Raw genomic sequence first — 26,453 nt, forward strand, 5'->3', positions numbered from 1 at the left:
GGAGTAACCATGACTGACACCCTGAACGCCGTTCGAACCGTCCTGATCGAGGCGCTCGAGCTGCGCCAACGCCCGGAAGACCTCGAGGAGGACACCGCGTTGTTCGGCTCTCTGCCGGAACTTGACTCGTTCGGCGTCGTGAGCCTCGTGGCATCCCTCGAGGATCGCTTCGACATCACCGTCGACGACGACGAGTTCGGTGCCGAGATCTTCGAGACGGTGGGCACTCTCACTGGGTTCGTCGATGCAAAACTCGCGGCCGCTTAGCCAGGGGCCGCACGGCGCCCTCCCGGGATTCGTCGCCGTCGACCGCGACGATGCGGTGATCGACGGGATGCTCGGGCGCCACGAGAGCCTGACGACGACGGCGAGTGGTCCGGCGAGACTGGCCTCATGGGGCTTGAAATCGGTGAATCCGTCATCATCGACCTTGGCGCTCTCCCGCGTGAGGAGGACAAGCCACGGTGAAGTTTCTGCAACGGAGATCGCCGAATGCATGCGGCAGGATCCTGGGGGCCTGACGCGACTGCTCCCTCCCTTCGCCGCGGTACGCGGTGACGAACGGGGGGTGACCATGGTGGCCGACTCGATGGGGTTCAGGCAGCTCTATCACAGCGTGCCGGATGCCGCAGGCCCGCCGGTCCTCTCCACGTCGGCCCTGTTCGCGGGGTGGATCCGTGGTGCCGAAATCGACCACACCGCGGTCGCTGTCCAATCCCTGCTCGGGTGGCAACTCGGCCAGCGCACGTTGTTCCGCGGGGTCGACAAGCTCGCCCCCGGTGCGATCGCTCACCTCGGCACGGACGGCGTTCGAGTGAGCGCGACGGAACGAGGGATCGAAGCCGGAATTTCGCTGGAGGAGGCTGTGTTCGAGGCCGCCGCCATACTGCGCGCGTCGCTGGAGGCGCTCCTGGACGACCACCCCGAGGCGGTGTTGCAACTTACCGGCGGACAGGATTCCCGTCTGCTCCTCAGCGCCATCCCGGTCGCCCGACGGCGAGGTCTCCGGGCAATGACGCTGGGTGCGCCGGGCAGCGGGGACGTCATCGTCGCGCGGCAGCTCGCCGAGCGCTACGGAATGCGGCACGACGTTCACGACCTCGCAGCTCTCGACGGGCTGGATAGCGCGGACGCGTGGGGCATCGTGCAGGATGCTGCGATGCGACTGGACGGAATGTCAGATCCGGTTGCCCTCGCCGCCCTCACCGTTGCAGAGCGCGACTTCGATCAGGGTGTGCGGATCTCGGGACTCGGTGGGGAGATTGCCCGTGGCTTCTACTATGTCGGCGCCGTGAGGGAGCGAGCATTCACGCGAAAGGATGCGGAGCAGCTCGCGGGGTGGCGCATGTTCGCGAACGAAGCCGTCGAGCCGGGCCTGCTCGACTCAGAGTTCTCGTCGTGGGCGCGCTCGACGGCCGACGATGAGGTGGCCTCCGCCCTGTCGGCGGCAGGGGGCGAGTGGTTTAGGGCCACGGACGAGCTGTACCTGCGGCACCGCATGCAGCGATGGGCAGGGGTCACCGACACTGCCGTCGGCGCGCAACGGATAGTTGTCAACCCGATGCTTTGTCAGGAATTTCTCAGTATCGCCTCGAGGCTGTCTCCGGAGGACAAAGCGCACTCCCTGTTCCTCGCCCGACTGCAGATGGAACTCGACCCGGAGCTGGGCAGAATCCCCCTGGAGGGACGCTCGGCCCCGATTGCCACGGCGTACCCGAACCCGTGGCGATCGGCAGCCGGTGCCCTGAATACGGGACGCCGTGTGGCTCGAAAGGTCGGCCAACGTCTTCGGCACGGTAATCGTCCTCCGGCCGGGGGTTTCCAACTCGCGGGGAAGGTCGTGGAACACTGGCGTACGCATCCGGAGGTGCTGTTGGCGACGGAGCTGACGACCTTCATTCGACCGGACTGGATCGACGACATGCTCGCTGAGCGAGTCGTACCGCGACCGAGTTCGGTCGCCTTTCTGGCTAACCTCATCGTGGCGAGCGGTGCTCGAGTCCCACGGGGCGACCCGACGGGCGCGCGATGACGCATGCCCCTGATGCCGACAATGTTTCGACCACGTCCGGCGCCTCCTTCCGACGCAGACACTTGGCGGCCTTTCTCGCGATCGTGCTCGTACTCGTGCTGGCGGCGACAGCAGGCCTATGGTTCCTGGGCACAGCAACGGCGGCTCCCGACACGATCATGGGCAGCGACGCTCCAACGAAGCTGGCGCAAAACTCGGACTCCAGTGGGGTTGAGGTCGGCACGCGGTTCAGCGTGCTCGCAAACGGCACGGCCACCGGGATGCGCTTTTGGAAGGTTTCCGCAGCACCGGGGGTCCATGAAGGAACCCTCTGGACGGCTCAAGGGAAGGAGCTGGCGAAGGCTAACTTCACGGCCGAGACGAGTTCCGGTTGGCAATCCGCGGAGTTCGACAATGAGATCGCGCTGCAGGCGGGTCAGACGTACGTTGTCTCGTACTACGCTGCGGCGGGGCGTTACGCGGTGACGGAGGAGTACAGCGGGACCTCGCTCTCGCCCGATCTGGAGATTTCCCCGGGATTCGGCCTCTTCACATACGGATCCTCGACGCGGTTTCCCACCGACACCTACCGCAACAGCTCGTACTGGGTGGATGTGGTGTTCACGCCAGACTCGCCGCTCGACCAGAGGAAGAACGGCACGGCGTCGACACGACCTGCTGCGCCACCGACACCGACACCGACGCCAGTACAGCCCACACTGGTCGAAGGATTCCCGTCGGCGGACACAACGGGAGTGCCCACCGGAACCGCACTCTCCCCGTACACCGGGCCGTGCAGGATCACGACCGCTGGAACCGTCATCGACGCGAAGACGGTGAACTGCACCCTGCAGGTCGAAGCGCAGGGTGTCGTGATCACCCGTTCTGTCATCAATGGAACCGTTTTCACCGAGGAGGACGGCGTCGGATCTTTCGCGATCAGCGATAGCGACGTGGTCACCGGAGGCGAGATGGGAACCGGAATCGGTGACGCCCGCTTCACGGCCACCCGAGTAGAAGTGACCGGCGGAAATCGTTCAGTGAACTGCTCCCTCGATTGCACCATCGCCGACTCCTATCTCCACGGTCAGTTCCGTGATGCAGAGGGCAAGGCGCATGAATCCGGAATACGGATGGGGTCGGGCTCTGTGATCAGCGGCAACACCATCGCCTGCGATGCACCCGATGTGGCCCCGGATGCGGGATGCTCGGCAGCCCTGACCGGCTATGGTGACTTCGCGGTCGTGAAGAACAACACGATTGACGGAAACCTGATCGTCGGGAATTCGGGCGGCTACTGCACCTTTGGCGGTTCGACACCGGGCAAGCCGTTCTCTACCGGCACCCGGGACATCCGGTTCACGAACAATGTCTGGCAGCGCGGGGCATCGGGCAAGTGCGGCGCCTACGGACCGATCACCTCGTTCGACTCCAACGCCCCGGGCAACGTGTGGGCCAACAACAGCTGGGAAGACGGAACTCCCGTCCAAGCGGCCAACTGAGCGCGGACCCTCTGCCGAACGGCGAGTTGTCAACCCGATGCTTTGCCAGGAGTTTCTCAGTGTCGCCTGAAAGCTGTCTTCGAGAGACAAAGTGCGCTCCCTGTTCGTCACCCGCCTGCAGATGGAACAGGGCCCCGAGTTGGGCAGAATTCCCTTGTGAGGGCGCACGTCGGCGATCGCCACGGCCTACCCGAACTCACCTCATCGTGGCGAGCCGGGAGACGTTCGCGGAATTGACCAACCCGGTAGCCAGGTGATTCGACCTCCGTTCTCGGTTTGACGTGCCGGAGAGCGTCGGTTGTAATTGGGGTCAGACACGCCCCCCTCAATGGGGGGTCGGCCTCCCCGATGGGGGTAAAATCTCGCCGCTCGACGATGACTGTTCGAGTGGGCGACAACTCGAAATTCAGAACGAGTCAGGACCCGTAGTGAACTCCCCAAACAAAGCACCGCTTCACCGTGCTCCAAAATCCAAATCCAAGATCGTCCTCCGCCTGGGCAGCGTCGCAGCTGCGTTCGCGATCTTGCTCTCCGTGATCGTGACGACCGCACCATGGGCGACAAGCCCGGCGTCTGCGGCCACGAGCACGATCATGGGCAGTTCGGCGCCGACTGGCCTAGCGAAGCACTCGGACACTGCCGGAGTCGAGGTCGGCACTCGGTTCAGTGTGCTCGCTGACGGCACGGCCACCGGGATGCGCTTTTGGAAGGACCGGTCAGCCGTAGGACCGCACAACGGAACGCTCTGGACGGCGCAGGGAAAGAAGCTCGCCAAAGCCAGCTTCACGAGCGAGACGAGTTCTGGCTGGCAGACCGCTGAATTCGACCAGCCTGTCGCCCTGAAATCCGGCCAGATGTACGTCGTCTCCTACTATGAAGCGAAGGGTCGGTACGCGGCGACATACGACTATGCCGGCAAATCGCAGTCCCCGCTCCTCAAGATCAGCAAGGGCAGCGGCGTCTTCAAGTACGGCTCGAAGTCACAGTTCCCGACCGATACCTTCCGCAACAGCAACTACTGGGTTGATCTGACCTTCTCGTCGAGCACGACCGGGGCGAAGCCACCGACACCGACAACTACGCCGACTCCGACGCCGACGCCGCCGACCACGACCACGCCGACGCCGACTCCGACGCCGCCGACCACTCCGACTCCGACTCCGACGCCGCCGACCACGCCGACGCCGACTCCGACGCCGACGCCGACTCCGACGCCGACTCCGACGCCGCCGACCACGCCGACCACCGGGTTCCCCTCGTCGGCGACGACGGGAGTACCCACCGGAACCGCACTCTCCCCGTACACCGGACCGTGCCGAATCACGACCGCCGGAACCGTCATCGACGCCAAGACAGTGAACTGCACCCTGCAGGTCGAAGCGCAGGGTGTCGTGATCACCCGTTCAGTCATCAACGGAACCGTTGCGACGAGCGAATCAGGCACCGGATCCTTCGCGATCAGCGATAGCGACGTCGTCATCGGAGCCCAGATGGGAACCGGACTCGGTGACGCCCGCTTCACGGCCACCCGAGTAGAGGTAACCGGTGGAAATCGTTCGGTGAACTGCTACATCGACTGCACCGTCAGCGCCTCCTATGTGCACGGTCAGTTCCGTGATGCAGCGGGTAAGGCGCATGAATCCGGAATCCGGATGGGATCAGGCTCTGTGATCCGCGGCAACACCATCGCCTGCGATGCACCCGATGTGGCCCCGGATGCCGGATGCTCGGCAGCCCTGACCGGCTACGGTGACTTCGCGGTCGTCAAGAACAACACGATTGACGGAAACCTGATCGTCGGAAATTCGGGCGGCTACTGCACCTACGGCGGTTCGACACCGGGCAAGCCGTTCTCCGTCGGAACCCGGGACATCCGGTTCACGAACAATGTTTGGCAGCGCGGGGCATCGGGCAAGTGCGGCGCCTACGGACCGATCACCTCGTTCGACTCCAACGCACCCGGAAACGTGTGGACCAACAACCGCTGGGAAGACGGAACTCCCGTCCAAGCAGCAAACTAAGTGCTGACGCGTGGCCACTCACCTAAGTGGCCACGCGTTTCAGTGTGCGGTCAGCGATCTACCATTCGAGCAGAGTCAGCTCGCTATAGAGGTAGTCGATGTCCTCCGCGCGCACAGACTTACTCCGGAACATCTTTGCCCGAGGCGCGCGGACGTCGACCCCGAGGGCGGGAATGAAGCCGAGCACTCGGTGCTCGGCCAGCGTCGCTAGCGCCGCGTGTCGGAAAAGCAAATGCGAGCCGACCTGCGGCCACGCTGAACGAAGCAGGTCGCGACTACCCCCGACGTAAAGCGGCGAAGCGAAGAACGGCAGCCGCTTGCGCCGGTCCTTGCGAACGACGAGATAGCCGTACTCTCCGTCTGCGATCGCGACGATGTGGCGAGCGGCGGGGGCATCCCGGTGATCACGGTAAACCCGGGCGTCCCGCCCTTCCAGAATCCCCGCGACGATCGCGGGGTCATCCGATACCTTGACGCCGCGTCGCGAGATTCGAGGCAGGTTCGGCGCCAGTCGGGTGGTGGTGTCGAGCGCGGTGAAGCCGAGCCGCTCATTCAGCGCCACGACGCTTCCACTCGGCGACAGGTCAGTGAACTCGAATCCCCGCTGCGCGAGAAGTGCGCGGATCAGCCGGAGGCTGTGGGCGCGGTAGTCCTCGTGGACGCAGAACGCGGCGAGGTTGCAGAATCTGCGCTGTTCACCGTCGACCTCGCGTTCGGAGTAGACCGCGAGGTACGCTCCGACGATCCGGTTGTCTGCGACGAGCTGGAATCCGTGGTTCGGTGCGTCGACGCTCCAGGGGGGAGCAAGTATTGCTCCCCAGGCGGCACGGCTGACCCGTGAGTTCAAGTTTTCGTGGAGGAACCGGGCGACCCCACCGGCATCCTCGTCCGTGATGGGTCGAACCTCAACGTTCTCCCGATCCATGAGCCGATAGTACGGCACAACTGGCGTGTGCAACGGTATTCTGCTCGACACAGGAACTCCCGGTCTGGTCGTCTGATGGCACACCGAAAGGAATCCAATGCCGAGCATCGTGATCGCCGCGCACAATGAGGAAAACGTCATCGGACGGAACCTCGACGCGCTGCTCGTCCAAATCGGATCCGGCCCCCTCGAAGTCGTGGTCAGCGCCAACGGCTGCACCGATAGAACGGTGGAGCGGGCGAGGCGTGCCGGAGTCATCGTTGTTGATCGCCCGGAACCAGGCAAGGCCGCAGCCCTCAACGCGGGCGACGAGGTGGCGACCGGTTTCCCCAGGATCTACCTTGACGCCGACATCCTTGTGCCCCCGGGCGGGCTTGCCGGAGTGGTCGCACGTCTCGCCGAGAACCCGCATGCGCTCGTCGTGGTGCCCCGGCGCCGTTTGGACACGGCGGGACGGCCCTGGCCGGTTCGCGCGTACTTCTCGATCAATGAGAGGCTGCCGGCATTCCGAAACGGGCTGTTCGGGCGGGGGATGATCGCCTTGTCTGAACAGGGCCGCGCGCGATTCGACGCCTTCCCTACGATGATCGCCGACGACCTCTTCCTCGACTCTCAGTTCACGGACGCCGAGAAGGCGGAAGTGAGCAGCGTCGAGGTCGTGGTGGCCGCCCCGTACACGACCCGCGACCTGGTGCGTCGACTGGTTCGCGTGCGTCGGGGCAACGCGGAGATGCGGGCGGCAGCGGCAGCGGGACTGATTAATGTGGAGGTGCGCCCGGCCGACCGCTGGGCCTGGCTGCGCGACGTCGTGGTGCCCAACCCCCGTTTGCTGCTCGCTGCCGTTCCGTACGTCTCGATCACGCTGATCGCCGGTACCCTCGCGCGGCGCCGGGTGAAGCCCGGCCAAAGTTGGGGGCGCGATGAGAGCACCCGCGGAACACAACCGTCATCCACGAACGGGGCACCGGCATGATCATCAACCTCTGCTTCCACGGCATTGGAACCATCGACCGCGAGCGGGAGGATGGAGAATCCCGGTACTGGGTCACCACCGACAACTTCCTCCGCATCCTGGATGAGGTGCGAGAGAACCCCCAGGTCCGGCTCAGTTTCGACGACGGCAATCGATCGGATGTCGCGGTGGCACTCCCGGCTCTCCTCGAACGATCGTTGCGTGCCTCGTTCTTCGCGCTCGCCGGCCGCTTGGACGATGCGGCAAGTCTTTCCTCGCCTGATCTCCGGGACCTCCGCAGCGCCGGCATGGCCATCGGCAGCCACGGCTGGACTCACGTTCCCTGGCGCGGACTCAGCGAAGGCGAGGCCCATCGAGAGCTCGTCGATGCCCGGACAGCCCTTGCCGAGGCTAGCGGTGGAGAGATCGAGGACGCGGCGCTTCCCCTTGGGCGGTATGACCGTCAGCTGCTCGGGCGGCTGGGGCCGATCGGCTATCGAACGGTATATACGAGCGACCGGCTTCCGGCGCGCTCCTCAGCGTGGCTTCAGGCGCGATACAGCGTTACCGCGCACGACACCGTGGAATCGATCAGTTCGGTGATCAGGCATCGCACGGGCGTGGGGGATGCCCGCAACCTGCTGGCAAGCGCGGTGAAGAGAATCCGCTGACCGTCGTTACTCAGGCAAGTACGCCGTGCTCGCGCCGAGCTGGGGCGGGCGAAGCGAAGGCTGCAACAGTGCGCGCACCGTCGTCCAGGACTGGCGTTCTCCGAGTATCGCGCGGCGAAGCTCGACGCCGATCGTCATGCCGAAATACAGCCACGCACGCGCCTCGCCGGAACGACGGCGATAGAGGCGTACTCGGTTGAGCATTTGCATGGTGTGTGTTGTCGCGCTCTCGCCCGACCCCCCACCGACGTGCATCGCACCAGCACGGGGCGTGTAGACAGTGGCCCAGCCGGCGTCTCGAGCCCTGAGACTGAAATCAGTCTCCTCCGAGTACAGGAAGTACGACTCGTCGAGGCCGTCGAGCCTATCGAAACAGCGACGGTCGACAAGCAGGATCGCGCCAACTGCCCAGTCGACCTCGTGTTCGCTGTCATACTCGCCCTGGATCTCGATCCGCTCAGCGAACACCGGAAGACCTGTGAAGCTCAACCCTCCGACCCGGCCGAGCGTCGGTCCCCGCCGCAAAGTGGGGGACAGGCTGCCGTCCTCCTCGCGAACGCGCGGGGCGACGATGCCGGCATCGCTACGTCGTCGGAGCACCTCAAGCATTCGTGGAACCGCGTCAGGGTCGAGGGTGGCATCGGGGTTGAGGATGAGAACGGTCGACGCCTCGGGTGACGTGCGCACGGCCCGATTGATCCCGGCCGCGTAGCCATCGTTCGATGCACACACAACAGTGCAGTCGGACCGACGCGCGAGAAGCTCCTGCGTCCCGTCAGTCGAACCGTTGTCGACCACGACGACGGAATAGCTGAGGTCGCCGAACGCGTCGGGCAGGCTGTCGAGCAGAGCCGCCACGTGGCGTGTGCTGTTGTATGTGACGACGACAGCAGCTACGTCAATCGGCATGTGTTCCACGGTACGGGGCACCTCCTCCGGGTCGGGGCACCGTGCGAGGTGCGCGGGTCAGTTGTCATAGGTGTGCCGTCCCCTCGTGAACCGAGGCCGGCGGTGCGTCCAGAGCGATATTCGCCGCGACGGCGCGGACGCTCCCGCAGAGCCCCGCCAGGAGGAACAGCATGCCGCCCGAGATGGGGAATGAAAGCCCATCGAAGAAGGCGAACAGCACGGCGATATTGAAGAGCGACGCGGCGAGCGCGTGCCCCAGCAACCGGATGTCGTGGTCGCTGGATCTCCGTGCCTGCCAGGCGCTCCAGATTCCTGCGACGAAGAATGCGGCAAAGGCAATGATGCCCAGGATGCCCAACTCAACCGCGATCAGCACCCACTGGTTGTCGAAAATATAGTACCGGGGAAGAAATACGCCGAACCCGGAACCGACCAGCGGCGAGGTGGACATGAACTCGGGAATCCGTTCCAGCCCGTTCGTGCGGGACTGGGTGCTTGGGTCGGCGGCTACGCCTGAAAACAGCCCAACGGTTGTCGAGAGCAAGCCGGGGACCGCCGCGATGACTACCCCGGCGACGACCACTCCGCCGCCGACGACGGCAGCCCGATACCGAGGCGGGACGGCCGGAATCATGGAGATCATCGCCACCGCGAATCCGATGATCGCCGACCGTGACACGGCCACCAACGACGAGACCGAAATGAGACCGACGGGTAGCCACCACCACAGGCCGCCGCGAGCCTGATTCGATCGGAACCCGTGAGAGATTGCGGCGGCGATGACGAGCGGAAGGGCGGCGTTGATCGCGGTCGCGTACTCGAGCGGATGGATCGCCGTTCCCGACGAGCGGATCACGCCAGCACGCTCCTGGATGCCTCCCGCCATACTCAGGCCGGGGATTGTCCCGAAGAAGTCGACGAGCCCTTGCCCGGTGAAGAACTGCAGGAGGCCGAGTGTCGCGAGCAAACCCGCACCGATTCCGATCCGGCGAACCATGCTCGTGAGGTCGTTCCTCGTACGGATGCCATCGATCGCGATGAAAAGCACACCTGTCCATGACAGCAATCGGATCAGTGCAGTGAACGCCGGACTCACCTGATCGTCGGGCTGGCCGCGCAGCATGGCGGCTGCGAAACTCACGAGCACGAGCACGCCGAAAACCGCGAATGCGAACCGCATCGGTTGTGACACCACGCGTGCATCGAATGCTCGAGCCTGCAACCGGGATATCGTCCACCAGGCCAGAAGCACGAGTCCCCAAATCAGGGACGGGCTACCGAGTGAGCCGAGCGCGGTGACGACAACCCCGGACGGTATGGCCAGGAGCAGTACCAGGTACACCGTGAGCATCGTCACCGCATCGGCGCCTCGAGGACCACCGGCACCCTGAAGCTCGACTGGGGCAGCGGGTCCCCGCGACGTGCTCTCGGCGATCATGGTGCCTCACCGCGAACTGGGGACAGACGGTTCAGCCGCAGCTCGCTCATCGTCGTAATGCGACTGGTCGGAGATTATCGACGGCTGATACGGCGGCGAAGGCCGGCCGGCAATGCTTGGCGAGGGAAGTGATTCCGGCTGAGGATCGACGGTCGCTCGTCTGCCGCTCTTTGAGGCTCGACGCGGCTTCCGTTTCGGGTTGACCCCGTCGACCAGGCCGGCAATCAGCAGCGTGAGCACAACGACGACGATTCCGGCACCGGCGGCGCCGAGGATTCGACTTCGTTGTTGAGGAACACTCTGCGTGTCGACGGTGAGAGGCAACACGGTCACACGATTGTTCGCCGGGATCTTTTCCGTCCGTTGGAGATCCTCGAGCACGCTCGCCGTGCGGTCGACGAGCAGCCCCAGTACCTCCGCGGCGGCGGCGTCGCTTTCCGCGGTCACCACGATGAGGATGACCGGGCCTGCAGTCGTCGTGTCGCGCGAGATCTCGATCTTGATTCCGGGGTGTTCCGCGACCACCTCGTTCAGCACATTCTCTGAGCCGACCGCTCGCACGAGCACGTCGGCTGCCGGTGCCAAGCCACCGAGAAACAGGTATGGATTCGCACCGTCCGGCATGCTGGCCGCCCCGGGGATCAGTAGTTGTGTCGCGGATCGCTCGTATCCCAGGGGAATCACGTACCAGGCGCCCATCGCGACCGCGGCAGCAACGATGAACCCGGGGATGACGATGTACCACCGTCTCCAGAGCCGACGAAGCGTATCGGAGAATTTCACGTTGTGGCTCCTGTCTGCGTATCACCGGACAGCCGCAGTGATGCCAAAACGGCCGCGGCCCGTCGTCTTGAGAGCCGACGATCGGCGGCGACAGAACCCCACGCGCCCACGATCATGGCGGCGGCAAGCATCGCGGCGCCAGCGGCGAGTTGGCCGCTTCGAGAGGCAGTGACATGCTCGATCTGCATGGTCAGGGGTACCACGGTGGCCACGATTCGGCTGTTCGGAGACAGCGCCAGCGCGGCCTGCTGGGCGCTGGCAATGCTGAGAACCGTTGCGACGAGCTCCTTCTGCCTGGACTCGACCCAGTCGAAGGAGCGCCCCACAACCTCGATCTCGACATCCGACTTGCTGAAGCTCGATACCCACTGATTGCCCGAGTTCGCCAACTCGACAAGCACCCCTTCACGCACCCCTGCGCCGAAGTAGGGTGCTTCATCCATCGAATACCGCGCCGGGGGGCGGCCGTTGTTGATCGCCTGCACCACGGACCCCGCAAACGCGATGACGCTCGAGTCATTAGTTCCATTCGGCGACAGGCTTGTCGAGTCCGGACCCATGAATGTCACCACCGTCCGCGTGGTGTAAACACCTCCATCGCGGGCCAGCAGCACGGTGGCGAGCGCGGCGCAGACGACGAGCACCAGCGGGATGTACCAGCGCCGGAGCATTGCGGCCACAACTTCACGAATGGTCATCGGCGGCCAATGGGGATGAAGAAATCACGGTGTAATCGCCTGCATTTCCGGGTTACAGGTGGTGCGTCGGGTGGTCGCTCACCTCAGCTCATTCAGCGACATCAGTTGTTGAATATTGCTCAGGTGTGCCACTCGACTGTATCGCGCCGCACCCGCGGAATGCTCACCCCCAGACTGGGGGGTGTGCGTGTTGTCGTCGGGCTGTCAGAGTCGGGCCGTCGTGCTGCGTCACGGGGCGAGAAGTCGAATCGTGCGGAAGTTTCGACTCCGGCGGACCTCGAGGAGGTGTCATGATGCGAACATCGGTGACCATCATCGGTGGGGGAATCCTCGGACTCGCCATCGCCGAGCGCGCATCCCGGCGAGGGATGACCGTCACCCTGCTGGAGAAGGAAAACACGTGGGCGGCCCACCAGACGGGCCACAACTCTGGTGTGATTCATGCCGGCCCGTACTACGCGCCCGGTTCGCTCAAGGCCCGCCTGTGCGCGGCAGGAAATCGGTCGATGGTCGACTTCGCCCGCGAGCACGGAATCGACCATGCGGTTGGCGGCAAACTCATCGTCGCGGTCGGCGCTGCCGAGGAGGCCAGGCTCGACGTGCTTCATGACCGGGCACGGGCCAACGGCGTACCGGTTCGTCTCCTTTCCGCCGATCAGGCCAGGGAGATCGAGCCGCACCTGAACGTCTCCCGTGCCCTTCGGGTGGAGTCGACCGGCATCATCGACTACGCGCAGGTGAGCCGCAGGCTCGCCGAGCTTGCCACCGCTCGGGGCGCCGAACTCATCCTCAACGCTCGGGTCCAGAGCATCGCCGTGTCCGGCGGTGGTGTCACGGTCGACTATGGGACCGGTCGGAGCCGGTCTGATCTGCTGATCAACTGCGCGGGGCTCCACGCCGATCGGGTCGCCGCGATGGCCGGAGTCGTTCCGCAGGTGCGCATCGTGCCGTTCCGTGGGGAGTATTACGAACTCGTGCCCGGACGGCGGGCACTCGTGAACGGTCTGATCTATCCGGTGCCCGACCCCGCACTGCCGTTTCTGGGCGTACACCTCACCCGCATGATCGATGGCACAGTTCATGCCGGCCCGAACGCGGTGCTGGCGCTCGCCCGGGAAGGCTACGACTGGAAGTCGGTCAGTCTCAGAGATGCGTTCGAGTCGCTCAGCTACCCGGGCTTCCTCCGGATGGCGAGGCGCAATCTCGGCACTGGCGCAGAAGAGGTTGCCCGATCGTTTTCGCGGCGGCTCTTTGCGCGCAGCCTCGCCCGGCTGGTGCCGGCGATTCGCCCCTCCGACATCGTGCGATCCGGATCGGGAGTCAGGGCCCAGGCGGTGCACGCCGATGGCACACTCGCCGACGACTTCGTCATTCAGAGGGCGGACCGACAACTGCACGTGCTGAACGCCCCGTCGCCGGCCGCGACTAGTTCGCTGGAAATCGCCGGGCATATTCTCCTCCTCGCCGGATTGGACGGTTGAGTCAGCGCACGACTGACGGTGACCAGGCATGTTCGATGTACGGCCGGGGAGCTCTCGTTCCGTCAGCGAGAACTGACCAGACGGTGCTGTCGCCGATGGTGGTCGGTGAGGCCAGGCCATAGAGCAGGGTGTGGGAATCCAGCCATTCGACCTGATCGTCAACGTTGGCCTTCTCGGGCAGCACTGTTTCGACGCCCGTCGCCAGAGTGAGCACCGCGATCGCCCAGTGCGGCGACGTCACCGTCGCCTGGTTCTTCTTATATGCGATCTGGGTTCCATCCGGTGAGAGGGAGGGGCATTCGGCAGTGTCTTGGATGGCGGTGAGCGTGCGCGCCGCACGGTCTCCACGCACCAACCAGGTGCGGCCGCCCGATGCTGCGGTGGCGTAGAACACGTTGTCGTCGGCGCTGAACGTCACCCCCCAGACGTTTCGATCGATGGCCGTGACCGGCTGGCCGTCGACGAGGAGCGGGAAGTCCTGCAGATTCCCGGAGTCGTATCCGTCGAGGGAGCGGATGACCGTCTGGGTTGAGAAGCCGACGGTGGCATACGATTCACCGGTCACAAACGCGGTCGACGTGATCAGGCGGGAATCAGCAGAGATACGCGTGCGACTCGGGATACCGGGCAGCGGCCACGATTGCGTCTCCGACCAATTCGCGTCCATCAGGCTCGCCGTGAACGTCGTGACGACGCCGCGATCGATATGCAGGCACATTCCCATCGTTCGGGTTGCGTAGACACGATCGCAGGCCACGGTCGTCACCGTACGCGGCCCCGACGGATCGGCCAGGGGAACGCTGGCGACGAGGCCATATCCCATCCCCGATGCGGTGTTTCGAAAGATGATGTGCGGGCCGGTTGCCGGGGCATCCGTCTTCGTCTGCACCTCGCTGGGCGCCGAGCTGCGCTGCTGGTAGCCGGCCCAGGCGACGAGACCGTAGGTCAGAGCGCCGCCGAGCAACAGGAGTGCGAGGGTCGCCGCCAGCCAGATTCGCACGCGCGTGCTCATGAGCTGGTGCCCCGGGTCAGCGCGCTGCGGGTGAAAGCACCCCGGAGCAGAAGGGCGACGAGGGGGATGACGACGGCGAGGGCGGCGGCAACGACGAGCATCGCGTTCTCCCGGCCGAGAGCGAACCAGAGCAGCCCGAAACCGGTCGACGCGATCAGCCGGGCCAACGCGACGACGGTCTGCGCGGCTGCGATGCCGCTCGCCCTGCTCGCCGCCGGCGTGCTCTCTGCGGCGAGTGCGGCGAGGATCCCATCGGTCGCCGCGTAGAACGCACCCAGTAGAACCAGACAGGCGAGGGTCAGCCAGAGGCCCGTCGCCGGGATCGCCGCGCAGAGGTAGGCGGCCAACAAGAAGAGGTGACCGAGAACGAAGATGCGGGAGCGACCGAAGCGGTCTGCCAGGCGGCCGAAGGGGATGGCGAAGAGCAGGAACGCAACGTTGGTGCCGACGTAGAGGAGCGGGAACCAGGCTGCGGCAAAAGCGTCGCGGCTCTGCAAGACCAGGTAGATGAAGCCGTCACCGATCGTGAGAACCCCGAGGAGGCCGGCAACCAGCAGGAGACGGCGGAGGCGTGGGTCGGTGAGATTGCGCCAGCGAAACGGCTCGCGCGGGTGTTCGGCGGTCGCCCGCTCGGCACGGAGCCGGCGGTTTGGCACCACCAGGCCGAGGATCGCGACGCCTAGGACCGCGAAGGCCAGGGACATCACGAAGATTGTGCTGTAACCGTCGGGAATGAAGAACAAAACCGCGAATGCCAGCAGGGGCCCGAGCGCGGCGCCGACCGTGTCGAGCATCCGGTGCACGCCGAAGGAATGCCCGAGATTCTCCGGGTTCGACGACCCGGCGATCAGGGCGTCGCGCGGTGCCGTGCGCAGTCCCTTGCCCAACCGGTCGACGGTGACGATCGCGATCAATGCGCTGAACCCGGTGGCGAAGAGGAGCCCGATGCGGGCGACCGCGGAAATCCCGTATCCGAAGAATGCGATCCATTTGGGTTGGTCGCCACGATCGGCCGCCCAGCCGCCGGCGATCCGCACGATCGCACTGATGCCCTGGTACAGCCCGTCGATGAACCCGTACGCAACGGTCGAGAGGCCGAGCACCCCGGTGATGTAGAGCGGCAGGATCGCGGAGACGGACTCCGACGAGATGTCGGTGAGCATGCTCACGATGCCGAGGGCGATCACCACCGATGACACCCGCGTGGTCGCTTTCGGCAATTGAGGTCGGTCAGGGTCGGCCGGTCGTCGTTTCGCGGTGCGATCGGAGAAGGAGATGTACATGCCGGCCCCGATCAGTCTGCCGCGGTCAACGCGCCGAAGACGATGTAGCGGCAGCCAGTGCGGGTCTCGGTGACGGTGAGCGTCACGCTATTGGTGCCACGAGTGAAGTTCAGCGCCGATGAGTCCTGGCCGGCGGGGGCGGCTGAGTCGAGGAGCCCGTACTTGGCGAATGCGGTGCGGTAGTAGGCCACCACGTCATCGGCCGACATCGTGCTCTTCGCGGTGAGCGCGGCCTGCAGGTGGGAGCCCTCCGAGGCGACCGAGCTGCTGACCACAGTGGACTGGGGTGCGGTCGGAATCAGGTGGGAGGGGAAGCCGTGCACGATCTTTCCGGTCGCGCTCGCCGTGGCCGGCAATGGAGTCGTGACCAAAACCGGCAGCGGCGTCGACGGGGGAAGCCCGGGCGAGGCGTCTGGCTCAGGCGGCAGCACTTCCGCTGCCGGGGGCTGGCTGGATGCGCCAGGCTCCGCGTCGGGCGCGGGTGCGGCTTTCTCGGGAGGAGACGTCGGTTCAGCAGTGGAGGCCCCGGCAGCGCCGAACGACGGATCAACGGCGGTGGCCGTGGTGTGGGGCAGGGCTGAGCGGGCGCTCGCCGCATCCGACCGTGTCTGTTGCTGGCCGACGATGAGTGCTCCGCCCAGGAGGAGGGCCACCGCCGCGGCTCCGGCGGCGATGAAAATGACAGCGCGCTTGTTCATGATCCTCACCCCATCGGCTTCAATTCGCCGTGTTCCTCCACGAAGAGGTCACCGGTCGCCGGACAGGTGAACCGTCCATTCGGCCCCGCGATCAACGGCACGCCGGCCGGACCGACCCAGCCGACGCGGCGTGCGGGAACACCCGCGACGATGGCGTAGTCGGGAACGTCTTGTGTCACGACGGCGCCCGCGGCGACCAGTGACCAGCGCCCGATCGAGAGGGGGGCGATGCATACGGCTCGAGCGCCGATCGCCGCGCCGGTGCCGACGTTCACGCCGACCATGTTCCAATCGTCGTTGCCTTTGCGGCTTCCGTCCACGTTGATCGCGCGCGGAAACTCGTCGTTGGTGAACACCGCGGCGGGGCCGACGAAGACGCCGTCCTCCAACACGGTCGGTTCGTAGACCAGGGCATAGTTCTGGATTTTGCAGTTGCGCCCCACGATGACACCCGGCCCGATGTAGGCGCCACGCCCCAGAATGCATCCCTCGCCGATCCGGGCGTTCTCTCGAACCTGGGCGAGATGCCAGACTTGCGCCCGCGGGCCGATCTGCGCCGTCGGGTCGATGTCAGCGGTCGGCGCAATCTGTGCGGAATTCGTGGCCATGTGGGTATCCCTGCATTTCGGGTGTACAGGCGCACTGGGCAAGTTGACGGTTTCTCAGTTACCCAGTTGATCGACACTAACCCGCGAGGGGCGCGGAGCGCTGTCACCTCATCGGGGGGTGCCGGGTCATACCCAGGTATGAGGTGAGGAGCCGTCAAGCATCCTCGCGGCGGATGCACGAAGGCATCCGTCATCCGTAACGTCAGTAGTGGGGCCGGTCTCAGGCTTCGAGACCAGGCCCCACCAACTTACAAACGCGAAGGACAACGGATGATTCAGGCACAGTCCCTGACCAAACGCTACGGAACCAAGACGGCGGTCGACAGCATCGACTTCACCGTGCAGCCGGGCAAAGTCACCGGATTCCTCGGCCCGAACGGCGCCGGAAAATCCACCACGATGCGCATGATCGTCGGTCTTGACCGGCCGAGCGCCGGCGAAGTCACCGTCAATGGCAAGCTCTACCGCGAGCACCGCGCACCCCTGCGTGAAGTGGGTGTGCTGCTCGACGCCAAGGCCGTGCACACCGGAAGAAGCGCCTACAACCACCTGCTGGCGATGGGCGCCACCCACGGCATCGGCGCGAAGCGAGTGAAAGAGGTCATCGAACTGACCGGCCTCGAGTCCGTCGCCCGCAAACGCGTCGGCGGATTCTCGCTTGGCATGGGCCAGCGTCTCGGCATCGCCGCGGCGCTGCTCGGCGACCCGGCCACGCTCATCCTCGACGAGCCCGTCAACGGCCTCGACCCCGAGGGCGTGCAGTGGGTGCGCCACCTCGTGCGCCGCCTCGCCGCCGAGGGGCGCACCGTGTTGCTCTCCTCTCACCTGATGAGCGAGATGGCTCTCACTGCCGACCACCTGATCGTGCTCGGCCGCGGCCGCGTGATTGCCGACGCCCCGGTCGCCTCGATCATCGCATCGGCGACGCTCAGCACCGTGCGGGTGCGGAGCCCCCACTCCGCGCACCTGGCGACCCTGCTCGCGCAGCCCGACGTCACCGTCACAAACCTTGAACAGGACGTGCTGGAGATCGTCGGCGTCTCAGCCGTCGTCATCGGCGAGACGGCGACGAACGCCGGCATCGTGCTTCACGAGCTCACCCCGCTCGTGGCCTCGCTCGAAGAGGCGTACATGACCCTGACTCAGAACGAGGTGGAGTACCGCACCGGCGGACCCGCCACCGGTTTCCTGTCCGACCAGACCACCGCCGACTCGGCCAACACCGCGGAGGCGGCACGATGACTTCACTTTCTTCCTTCGGCTCCGTTCCGGGCTCCGCCCGAACTAGTTTTGTGCCGACCGGCTCCGGACTCAGCGCAGCCGGCATCATCCGCTCGGAGTGGATCAAGCTGAAGAGCGTGCGCTCGACGGCCTGGTCGTTCGTGCTGATCGTGCTGGCATCGTTCGGCATGGCGACGATCATGTCGCTGTCCCTCAACCTGGATGGCGGGGGCGCCGCGCTTTCGCCGGCCGATCAAGCCGGCTATCTGGTGCTGGCATCCACCTTCGGCGTCTTCTTCGGCCAGCTGATCGCCGCGGTGCTCGGCGTGCTCGTGATCAGCGGTGAGTACTCGACCGGGATGGTCAAGTCCACCCTCACCGCGGTGCCGCGCCGGCTCGGCGCACTCTGGGCCAAGGCTGTTGTGTTGTTTGTCGCCACGTTCCTGGTCGGAGCGGTCGCCGGCATCGGGTCGTTCTTCATCGCGACGCCGATCCTCGCCGGCGAAGGACTGCACGCGAGCCTGGTCGACACGAATGTGATCCTCCCGTTGCTCGGGTCGGCGCTCTACCTCGCCCTCGTCGCGGTGTTCGCGCTCGGACTCGGCACCATCCTGCGCAGCAGCGCCGGCGGCATCGCTGCGGCGCTCGGCCTCATCCTGCTGCTGCCGATCGTGCTGCAGATGATTCCGGCCGAGTGGGCCGGCGATCTGCTGCCCTACCTGATCTCCAACGCCGGCATGGGCATGTTCGGGCTGACGATGGGGTCCGTGGCGCTGGAGTGGTGGCAGAACCTGCTGATCGTGCTCGGCTGGCTGACGGTGAGCCTGGTTGCGGCAGCGGTATTGCTGAAGCGACGCGACGCGTAGCCTCCCGACGCGGGTGCCGCCGGCACCGAACGTTCCACCCTGTCCTCAACCCGTAGAGTCCAATCAATGACCGAACACAGTCCATCCCCCGTGCCGCACACGCCGCACGGGGGTGAGCTGCGCCTGCCGACCCCACCCGGGGTGATCCGCCAATTCTGGATTCGGCATCCGTGGGTCACTGACTCGATCGTCGCCGGGGTGTACGTCCTGCCGATGCTCATCGTGCTTGCACTCGAGGCGTTCGGGGCGATTCCCGATCCGCGCTCGACCGCGATGATCGCGGTCAACCTGATCGTCGTCGTCGCCATGGGCGGTGCGCTGCTCTTTCGCCGTCACGCGCCCCTGGCCGTGTTGGCGGCGACGTGGGCCGGCCTCCTCATTTCGTTTCCCGACTACGGTGAGGGCGACACGCTGCCGGTCTTCTTCGCCCTCTACGCCGTTGCGGTCTACCGCTCGGTGCGCGCGGCCTGGATCGGACTCGGCATCTCGATCGTGGTGGCAACCGGCGGGGCGTATCTGCACCAGGATCTGCTGAACGAACCGTGGGGATCCGTCAGCGCCCAGTACGGCATCATCATGCTCGCGGTCACGCTCATCGGGATCAATATCGGCAACCGTCGGCGCTATGTGCTCGCCCTGCTCGACCGGGCCGCCCAGCTGGTCAGAGAACGCGACCAGCATGCACAGTTGGCCCGGGCGACCGAGCGCTCCCGGATCGCTCGGGAGATGCATGACATCATCGCGCACAGCCTGTCGGTGATGGTCGCACTCGCCGATGGGGCAGAGGCGCTCGCCGAGAAGGATCCCAGCCGCTCACGGACGGCGATGCGAGACATCGCCGTCACCGGGCGCACGTCGATGACCGAGATGCGTCGGCTGCTCGGGGTGCTCGCCGATGAAGCGCAACCGGATGCCGCCGCCCCTGACCTGCAGGCGGCTCCCCTTCAACCGTTGCCGGGTACCCGGCAGCTCTCCGACCTTGTTGAGTCGTTTCGTGCGGCCGGGCTGCCCACCCGGCTGAAACTCTCGGGACGTCCACCGCACAGTCCCGGAGTGCAGCTGACGATCTACCGCGTCGTGCAGGAATCATTGACCAACGCACTGCGCTACGCGCGCCATGCGACCTGCGTCACCGTCGCCGTACGTACGGAACCCGGGCTCGTCATGGTCACTGTCACCGATGACGGGCGTGCGCTCCCCGGCGCACCGTCGCAGGGCTCGGGCCGCGGAATCATCGGTCTGGGCCAGCGAGTGGCACTCTATGGAGGCACTCTCAACGCGGCGCCATTGCCCGGCGGAGGCTGGCAGGTGCACGCCAGCATGGTGCTCGATGCCGGCCCAGACACCGACACAGGTTCAGACGAAGAAGAAGGAGACGCGTGAGCCAGATTCGGATCATGCTCGTAGATGATCAAACCCTGATGCGGGTCGGCTTTCGCATGGTTCTTGACGCTGAGGATGACTTTCAGGTGGTCGCTGAGGCCGGTGACGGTGCGGAGGCGATTGCGCTCGCCGCGAGTCAGCAGCTCGACGTGATCCTGATGGACGTCCGCATGCCCGGTATCGACGGGATCGAGGCAACTCAGCGGATCACCACGGCCAATCCGGATCAGAAGGTGCTCATCCTCACCACCTTCGATGTCGACGAGTACGCGTTCGGCGGGTTGCGCGCTGGAGCGAGCGGATTTCTGTTGAAAGATGCGAAACCGGCCGAGCTCATGGCCGCGGTGCGCGCTGTCGCATCGGGGGAGGCATCCGTCTCGCCGCGGGTGACGCGGCGGATGCTTGAACTCTTCGGCGCTCACCTGCCCGGTGATGCCCCCGACCAGGCGGCGTGCGCCCTGTCGCAGCTCACTGACCGCGAGCGCGAGGTGTTTCTGGCCATCGCCGAGGGGCTGTCGAATCAGGAGCTGGCCACCCGGTTCTTCCTGTCGGAGTCAACGGTGAAAACCCATGTGGGGCGCATTTTGGCCAAGCTTGAGCTGCGAGACCGGGTGCAGGCCGTCATCCTCGCCTACGAGCTGGGGCTGATGGGCAGGTAGCCGCAGACCACCATCTGCGCGACAAGCGGCCATGTCGCCCCTCGTGCGCGGGTGAAGCCCTCTAGGCTCTGAGAATGCGCGACTTCTACCCTGAGATCGAACCCTACGAAACTGGCTTCCTTGAGGTCGGTGACGGCCACTCCATCTATTGGGAGGCCTCGGGCAACCCCGACGGCAAGCCGGCGGTATACCTGCATGGCGGCCCCGGCGGTGGCTCGAACGGCAACCAGCGTCGCGTGTTCGATCCCGCGAAGTACCGCATCATCCTTTTCGACCAGCGTGGCTGTGGCAAGAGCACCCCGCACGCGAGCGCTGCGGACGCCGACCTCAGCACCAACACCACCTGGCACCTCGTCGCCGACATCGAGAAACTGCGCGAACACCTCGGAATCGACACCTGGTTGGTCTGCGGCGGCTCCTGGGGAAGTACCCTGGCGCTCGCCTACGCGCAAACCTTTCCCGCGAAGGTCAGCGAGATCGTGCTGCGCGGCATCTTCACGCTGCGCCAGGTTGAGCTCGACTGGTTCTACGAAGGCGGAGCCGCAGCCATCTACCCCGACTTCTGGGAAGGTTTCGTCGAACCGGTTCCGGTCGCCGAGCGTGGCCACTTGATGGATGCTTACGGTCGGCTGCTCTACGACTCCGACCCGGAGGTGCGGGAGCGCGCCGGTATCGCCTGGTCGACCTGGGAATCGTCGACGATCACACTGCTGCAGCAGCCCGAAACGATCGCCAAGTTCACCGAGCCAGCGTTCGCGGTCGCCTTCGCCCGCATCGAGAACCACTTCTTTGCAAGCAACGGCTGGTTCGAGCCGAACCAGCTGATCCGGGATGCCCCGCTTCTGAAAGACATTCCTGCGGTCATCGTGCAGGGGCGTTACGACATGTGCACCCCGGCATTCACCGCGTGGGAGCTGCACAAGGCCTGGCCGGAAGCTGAGTTCCGGATGATCGCGGATGCCGGCCACGCGTTCGATGAGCCCGGCATTCTGGATGCGCTGATCGAGGCAACCGACCGTTTCGCCGAGCGGAGCTGAGGCGTTCCCGGCTCAGCCCTTGGCCGCCCTCCGGCCGTGCGCGACGAGGTGAAGGTACTTCCTGCGCATCGAGATCGCAGCGTGCGCGACGTTCAGAGCGAACAGCGCGGTGTAGACCCAGACGAATACGGGGGGAGCGCCCCACAGCAGAAAGATCCAGCACAAGGTTCCGGTGTCGACGGGAATCAGCAGGAGCGACTGCTTGACCCCGGCCGACTCGGACGCCGGTACGGCGGAACCGGCGAGCTGCTCGGACAAAATCTGGCTGAGGAACTGGCCAGAGCTGACCAGACAGTAGCCGATGGCGACCAGCAGCGGCCAGGTTCCGATGCCGGGAACCGCGTACAGTCCGACGAGCACGGCGAGGTGAATCGCCGGTGTCCGAATTGCATCGACCACGTGATCGAGCCATTCGCCGGCCGGCCCGCCGCGCTGGCTGAGGCGAGCGACCTGACCGTCGGCTGAATCAAGCACATAGCCGATGGCAAGCAGGAGCGCAGCGCCGATTCCGCTGGCGATACTCGGCGGCACCAGCACGAGCATGGCCAGGCCCGCGGCCGAGAAGGCCGCGGATGTGGCCGTCACGGCATTCGCAGACCAGCCCAGGCTGTAGGCCAGTGCCGCAACGAACCGGGCCAGGCGACGGTTGACCCACCGGGTGTAGGCGGGAACTCCGTTGCCCGGCTTTTGCGCGAGGTGCAGTCCGAGCAGGGCTCCTCGAAACGTTCGTTCGGTGAAAGCCTTGTGCCGTGACGAACCTGGCCGGGCCGGCAGTGCCAGCGGCACCGGCACGCCGGCCGGCGAATCGGATGCCCAGTGTGTCATTCGCGTCTCACTTTCGTTTACCGGACCACGGCCGTCAGCTCGAAGCTGGCGCTCGGGGTAGCGCGATAGTTGGAGAGAACCTGCGCGGTGATCACATTGCGGCCGACGACCAGCGAGGAGCCGGGCACATCGACGACCACCGGGTTCGCAATCGCGTTGGCAGCAGAAACGGCAACCGTCGCGTAGGTGCCGTTGGTGACGGTCCCGGCCTGGACATTCACGCGGGTGAGTTCAGCGCCATTCAGAAAGAGCACGATGCCGTCGTCGGCCCTGGTCATGATTCGGAGTGTGCCGATCTTGCCGGGATCGGCGACGGTGAACGCACCGCGGTAGTAGGTCGCCAGCGGTTTGGGGGTATCCGCAGTGGTCACGTTCGTTCCGAGAACCGCCTGTCCCCAGCCGAGCGGAGCCACGCCGGTCGACCACGCCGAGGCATCGAATCCCGGTGATGCCCAGTTCGACGCCGGCGCCGCGCCCGCGTAGTAATACGACCAGGTGGACGCAGCGGGAACGATGACGGTCCCCGCAGGAACGGTGCCAGGGCCGACCGGTGGGACGACGGGTGGCTGAGTGCCGAACGTCGCCTGAGCGGTCAGTTCGAAGCTGGCACTCGGCGTCGCACGGTAGTTGGAATGCACTTCGGCAGTGACCAGGTTGGCGCCCGTCACGAACGCCGACCCCGGCACCATGACTGTCACCGGTTTGGCTAGAGCGTTCGCTGCCGAGATCGCAGAGTTGGCGTAGGTCGATGAGGTGACCGCCCCGGCTGCGATGTTGTTGCGCGCTACTTCGACTCCGTTCACGGAGACGACGATGCCATCGTCGGCTCGCGTCGTCAGCGTCACCGACGCAACCTTGGTCGCATCCACTACGTTGAACGACTTGCGGTAGTACGAGGTGACGGGTTGGGGTGCCGCCGCGGTGAGAGTCGTACCGAGGATCGGCTGTCCCCAGCCAAGCGGCGCCGCGCCGGTCGACCAGCGTGAGCTGTCGAAGCTCGGTGTCTGCCAGCCCGCTGCCGGTGGCGTCGCCGAATAGGAATAGCTCCAGGTGCTTCCGGCGGCGATCAACACGGGGTTGTTCGGATCGGACGGGGGTGTCGCTCCCGCGAGCACCGCCGGCGTGCTGGCCGACCAGTTTTCAGAACCGTCGACGGCGCGAACGAAGTACTTGGTGCCGACGGGTGCGGCGGAAACCGTGGCGCTGAGCGAGGCGGTCGTCGCGATCACCCTGTCGTTCCGCAGGATCTGATATCTCACTGATCCACGGTTGTCGGATGAGCCAGACCAGGTCAGCGTGTCGCCGCTCGCCGATGACACGACGGCGAGTGCCGTCGGAACGGTCGGCGCTTGTGCGTCATTGCGCGCGAATCGCACGAATCCACCCGACCATTGACTGACAAACCCGGCCTTCATGGACTTCGCATAGTCGCCGCCGAACCAGGTGTTCCCCAGCGAATCGTTGAAGAGAGCCCACGCGCCCGCTCCGGCTCGCTGATTCACGATCGGGCTGAACTGCGGCAGCGGTGCCCCGGTAGCGCTGTCCCAGGCTCCGGCACTGCTGATCTTTGACACCTGAGTCCAACTCGTGCCGACATCCGGAAAGCTGTGCGTGCCGTGGTAGATCGAGAAGAAGCAGTGGCAACCGGCGTAGATCACCGAGCCATCGGTCGAGATTGCCTGGAAGTCACCTCCCGCGCGGCCGATGTTGCTGCTCTTCTCCGCCATCGAGGCGCGGTCATAGCTGTACAACATGTGTTGCGCACCGCCGATCCAGACAACCCCGCCGACTTCCTTGACGGCTTGCTGGTAGTTGGCGGTCGGGCTGGAGAAGGCGATCGTCCAGGGAACGACCGAGGTGTCGGATGTCCTGACCACGGCGCCCTTGACGGCTGCGGTCGTCTTCGACGCGGTGAAGAAGCCGGCGAAGTAGACACGGTCGCCGAGTGCGGAGGCGTCGAGCGAGACCACCGTGCCGTTGAACTCGGGATTCCACGTGGAGTCCGGCGTGCCGTTACCGACCGAGACTCGACCTGCAGAGCGCAGGTAGACCTGTCCCGACGCCGTCCCGCCGGTCATATGGGTGAATTGGCCGCCGATGTAGAGCCAGTTGCCCTGCACGTCGAGTGCGCGAACGACCGGCACCCCGCTGCTGAGAGTATTGATCAGTTTCGTCGTGAACGCGGTATCCGTCGCTCCCGTTGTCGGGTTGAGCGCGACCAGTGCTGGTCGAGCAGCTCCGTTCACTTGGCTGAAGTACCCGCCGACGGCGAGCGTGCCATTCGGCAAGACGGCGAGTGCCTTCACCTGCTTGTCAAAGGTGGGCCTGAATGACGAAATCCATTCGCCGGTCTTCACGTCAAAGGCGGCCAAGTAGGCCTGTGCGACTTGGGAAGCGCCGGCTGCCGTCTTCTGAACCGTCAGGAAGTTGCCGCCGACGTAGACGACGCCGTTGCTCTCCGCGAATGCTGAAACCTCGTTGCTGCCCTCGACCGTGTTGGGTCCGGCGCCGAGTCCACTGACACCCCACACGGTCGGAACGGCGAAGCTCTCCGCGACGGCCGGCTGCTCGACTTTCACCGTTCCCGTGTCGGGAATAGCTGAGAAGATGGACGAGCTCATCAGCTTCGGACGCAAGAACACCTGGGTGAACGGCCGAGGGTACCCGGCGCTGGTGCTCGAAGCCCAGATGTAGCTGCCGGCATCGGGCGTCCCGCGAGCGTCGCTGCCGAACCCAAATCCCGAAGACCAGCCGGGGGTCGCCCCTGTCGCCGTTTCGATTCGGTTCTGGGCGGTGCCGAAACCGAACCCCTGGGTCATGCCGCCGATGCCTGACTCGGTTCCGATCGTCCACGAGTCGACTCGCTGCACGTTGCCGAACATCCACGACCACCGATCACGTGGCGATGAGAACGTGAATGTCGACTCCTGCCACTGTGTCCCGGCCGTGTCCGTCGCACGGCGCAGTCGGATGCCATCCGTCATCGACGAAACCGGCTGGCCGTTCAGAAGACCCGTGATCACTCGGCTGGACAGCTGCTTCGGCACAAACGCCGCCGTCCCGGTGACCGTGCCGCTCACGTCGCCCGGCGTGCCTGAGCCTTCATCGGACTGGGACCAGCCGTCGCGTCCGCGCCCGACAAGAACCCAACCGCCACCACTCGTGCTCTGATCGCAATAGAACTGCTGGGGGGCGCCAGAACGGGGTGTGCCGAGCCAATACACGCCGCTGGGGGCCGCGGGCGTCAGCTGCTTGACTTCCCAACACGACGCAGCCGCTGTGGCGGCGGTCAGCCCGTCGGGTGCCGGAAGAGCCGACACCGCGTTGGCGCTCTGGGGCACCAGCACCGACACCAACACGATTCCGGCCGCCAGCAGTGGCCCCAGACGGGAAACGGTCGAACGATCCGAAACGCTTCGGGTAAGCGCCATCTCAGTTCTCCTTGTTCTGTGTTGACGTTTCGAGGGACG

Annotated in this window: 23 protein-coding genes; 12 read left to right on the forward strand and 11 right to left on the reverse strand. The window is 65.4% G+C overall.

Going from position 1 to position 26,453, the window contains the following annotated elements:
• Positions 1-9 precede the first annotated feature (9 nt).
• From AB4Y63_RS15495 to AB4Y63_RS15510, 4 genes are all read left to right on the forward strand, one after another.
• A complete protein-coding gene (locus tag AB4Y63_RS15495) occupies positions 10-267 on the forward strand; it encodes an acyl carrier protein (protein WP_441791960.1) in 258 nt (85 codons plus the stop codon).
• On the forward strand, positions 245-2,032 hold the full coding sequence (locus tag AB4Y63_RS15500; protein ID WP_441791961.1) for a hypothetical protein: 1,788 nt from the start codon (positions 245-247) through the stop codon (positions 2,030-2,032). The genes AB4Y63_RS15495 and AB4Y63_RS15500 overlap by 23 nt, the downstream gene beginning before the upstream one ends.
• Positions 2,029-3,513: a DUF4082 domain-containing protein gene (locus tag AB4Y63_RS15505; protein ID WP_441791962.1), complete on the forward strand. Its 1,485-nt coding sequence runs from the start codon at positions 2,029-2,031 to the stop codon at positions 3,511-3,513. Before AB4Y63_RS15500 ends, AB4Y63_RS15505 begins: the two co-directional genes overlap by 4 nt.
• A gap of 428 nt (positions 3,514-3,941) precedes the next feature.
• Positions 3,942-5,534, forward strand: a complete 1,593-nt coding sequence (locus AB4Y63_RS15510) for a DUF4082 domain-containing protein (RefSeq protein ID WP_441791963.1) — start codon at positions 3,942-3,944, stop codon at positions 5,532-5,534.
• A gap of 58 nt (positions 5,535-5,592) precedes the next feature.
• Here the strand turns inward: AB4Y63_RS15510 and AB4Y63_RS15515 are convergent, their stop codons facing one another.
• Entirely contained in the window at positions 5,593-6,459 is an 867-nt protein-coding gene (locus AB4Y63_RS15515; protein WP_441791964.1) for a hypothetical protein, read from the reverse strand.
• Positions 6,460-6,556: 97 nt separating this feature from the next.
• Between AB4Y63_RS15515 and AB4Y63_RS15520 the strand changes: the two genes are divergently transcribed.
• Positions 6,557-7,432 (forward strand): glycosyltransferase, encoded by an 876-nt coding sequence (locus AB4Y63_RS15520; protein ID WP_441791965.1) that lies wholly within the window; start codon positions 6,557-6,559, stop codon positions 7,430-7,432.
• Positions 7,429-8,082: a polysaccharide deacetylase family protein gene (locus tag AB4Y63_RS15525; RefSeq protein WP_441791966.1), complete on the forward strand. Its 654-nt coding sequence runs from the start codon at positions 7,429-7,431 to the stop codon at positions 8,080-8,082. The genes AB4Y63_RS15520 and AB4Y63_RS15525 overlap by 4 nt, the downstream gene beginning before the upstream one ends.
• A 6-nt stretch (positions 8,083-8,088) precedes the next feature.
• On the opposite strand, the gene AB4Y63_RS15530 is transcribed toward AB4Y63_RS15525, so the two are convergent.
• The 4 genes from AB4Y63_RS15530 to AB4Y63_RS15545 all read right to left on the reverse strand — a co-directional run bounded on the left by AB4Y63_RS15530 (position 8,089) and on the right by AB4Y63_RS15545 (position 11,910).
• A complete protein-coding gene (locus AB4Y63_RS15530) occupies positions 8,089-8,991 on the reverse strand; it encodes a glycosyltransferase family 2 protein (RefSeq protein ID WP_441791967.1) in 903 nt (300 codons plus the stop codon).
• 64 nt (positions 8,992-9,055) lie between these two features.
• The gene (locus AB4Y63_RS15535; RefSeq protein ID WP_441792047.1) at positions 9,056-10,342 is read right to left on the reverse strand and encodes an O-antigen ligase family protein; all 1,287 of its coding nucleotides are present in this window, start codon (positions 10,340-10,342) and stop codon (positions 9,056-9,058) included.
• 93 nt (positions 10,343-10,435) lie between these two features.
• On the reverse strand, positions 10,436-11,212 hold the full coding sequence (locus tag AB4Y63_RS15540) for a hypothetical protein (RefSeq protein WP_441791968.1): 777 nt from the start codon (positions 11,210-11,212) through the stop codon (positions 10,436-10,438).
• Positions 11,209-11,910 (reverse strand): hypothetical protein, encoded by a 702-nt coding sequence (locus AB4Y63_RS15545; RefSeq protein WP_441791969.1) that lies wholly within the window; start codon positions 11,908-11,910, stop codon positions 11,209-11,211. The genes AB4Y63_RS15540 and AB4Y63_RS15545 overlap by 4 nt, the downstream gene beginning before the upstream one ends.
• Positions 11,911-12,200: 290 nt before the next feature.
• Here AB4Y63_RS15545 and lhgO point away from each other — a divergent pair, with 290 nt between their 5' ends.
• A complete protein-coding gene (gene lhgO / locus AB4Y63_RS15550; protein ID WP_441791970.1) occupies positions 12,201-13,391 on the forward strand; it encodes an L-2-hydroxyglutarate oxidase in 1,191 nt (396 codons plus the stop codon).
• Position 13,392: 1 nt separating this feature from the next.
• Here the strand turns inward: lhgO and AB4Y63_RS15555 are convergent, their stop codons facing one another.
• The 4 genes from AB4Y63_RS15555 to AB4Y63_RS15570 are packed head-to-tail and all read right to left on the reverse strand — an operon-like array spanning position 13,393 to position 16,992.
• On the reverse strand, positions 13,393-14,403 hold the full coding sequence (locus AB4Y63_RS15555) for a hypothetical protein (RefSeq protein WP_441791971.1): 1,011 nt from the start codon (positions 14,401-14,403) through the stop codon (positions 13,393-13,395).
• Positions 14,400-15,686: an MFS transporter gene (locus tag AB4Y63_RS15560; protein WP_441791972.1), complete on the reverse strand. Its 1,287-nt coding sequence runs from the start codon at positions 15,684-15,686 to the stop codon at positions 14,400-14,402. The genes AB4Y63_RS15555 and AB4Y63_RS15560 overlap by 4 nt, the downstream gene beginning before the upstream one ends.
• A gap of 11 nt (positions 15,687-15,697) precedes the next feature.
• Positions 15,698-16,384: a hypothetical protein gene (locus AB4Y63_RS15565; RefSeq protein ID WP_441791973.1), complete on the reverse strand. Its 687-nt coding sequence runs from the start codon at positions 16,382-16,384 to the stop codon at positions 15,698-15,700.
• 5 nt (positions 16,385-16,389) lie between these two features.
• Positions 16,390-16,992, reverse strand: a complete 603-nt coding sequence (locus AB4Y63_RS15570; RefSeq protein WP_441791974.1) for an acyltransferase — start codon at positions 16,990-16,992, stop codon at positions 16,390-16,392.
• A 270-nt stretch (positions 16,993-17,262) separates the two neighbouring features.
• Between AB4Y63_RS15570 and AB4Y63_RS15575 the strand changes: the two genes are divergently transcribed.
• From AB4Y63_RS15575 to pip, 5 genes are all read left to right on the forward strand, one after another.
• On the forward strand, positions 17,263-18,234 hold the full coding sequence (locus AB4Y63_RS15575) for an ABC transporter ATP-binding protein (protein WP_441791975.1): 972 nt from the start codon (positions 17,263-17,265) through the stop codon (positions 18,232-18,234).
• Positions 18,231-19,079, forward strand: coding sequence for an ABC transporter permease subunit (locus AB4Y63_RS15580; protein ID WP_441791976.1), 849 nt, complete (start codon positions 18,231-18,233; stop codon positions 19,077-19,079). The genes AB4Y63_RS15575 and AB4Y63_RS15580 overlap by 4 nt, the downstream gene beginning before the upstream one ends.
• A gap of 66 nt (positions 19,080-19,145) precedes the next feature.
• A complete protein-coding gene (locus AB4Y63_RS15585) occupies positions 19,146-20,462 on the forward strand; it encodes a sensor histidine kinase (protein ID WP_441791977.1) in 1,317 nt (438 codons plus the stop codon).
• A gap of 14 nt (positions 20,463-20,476) precedes the next feature.
• Positions 20,477-21,121, forward strand: a complete 645-nt coding sequence (locus AB4Y63_RS15590; protein WP_441792048.1) for a response regulator — start codon at positions 20,477-20,479, stop codon at positions 21,119-21,121.
• Positions 21,122-21,195: 74 nt separating this feature from the next.
• Positions 21,196-22,158, forward strand: coding sequence for a prolyl aminopeptidase (pip, locus tag AB4Y63_RS15595; protein ID WP_441791978.1), 963 nt, complete (start codon positions 21,196-21,198; stop codon positions 22,156-22,158).
• Between the two features lie 12 nt (positions 22,159-22,170).
• On the opposite strand, the gene AB4Y63_RS15600 is transcribed toward pip, so the two are convergent.
• Positions 22,171-22,983, reverse strand: coding sequence for a CDP-alcohol phosphatidyltransferase family protein (locus tag AB4Y63_RS15600; RefSeq protein ID WP_441791979.1), 813 nt, complete (start codon positions 22,981-22,983; stop codon positions 22,171-22,173).
• A 17-nt stretch (positions 22,984-23,000) separates the two neighbouring features.
• A complete protein-coding gene (locus AB4Y63_RS15605) occupies positions 23,001-26,414 on the reverse strand; it encodes a fibrinogen-like YCDxxxxGGGW domain-containing protein (protein ID WP_441791980.1) in 3,414 nt (1,137 codons plus the stop codon).
• Between the last annotated feature and the right edge of the window lie 39 nt (positions 26,415-26,453).

This window comes from Leifsonia sp. YAF41, assembly GCF_052113185.1.
Classification (GTDB): domain Bacteria; phylum Actinomycetota; class Actinomycetes; order Actinomycetales; family Microbacteriaceae; genus Cryobacterium.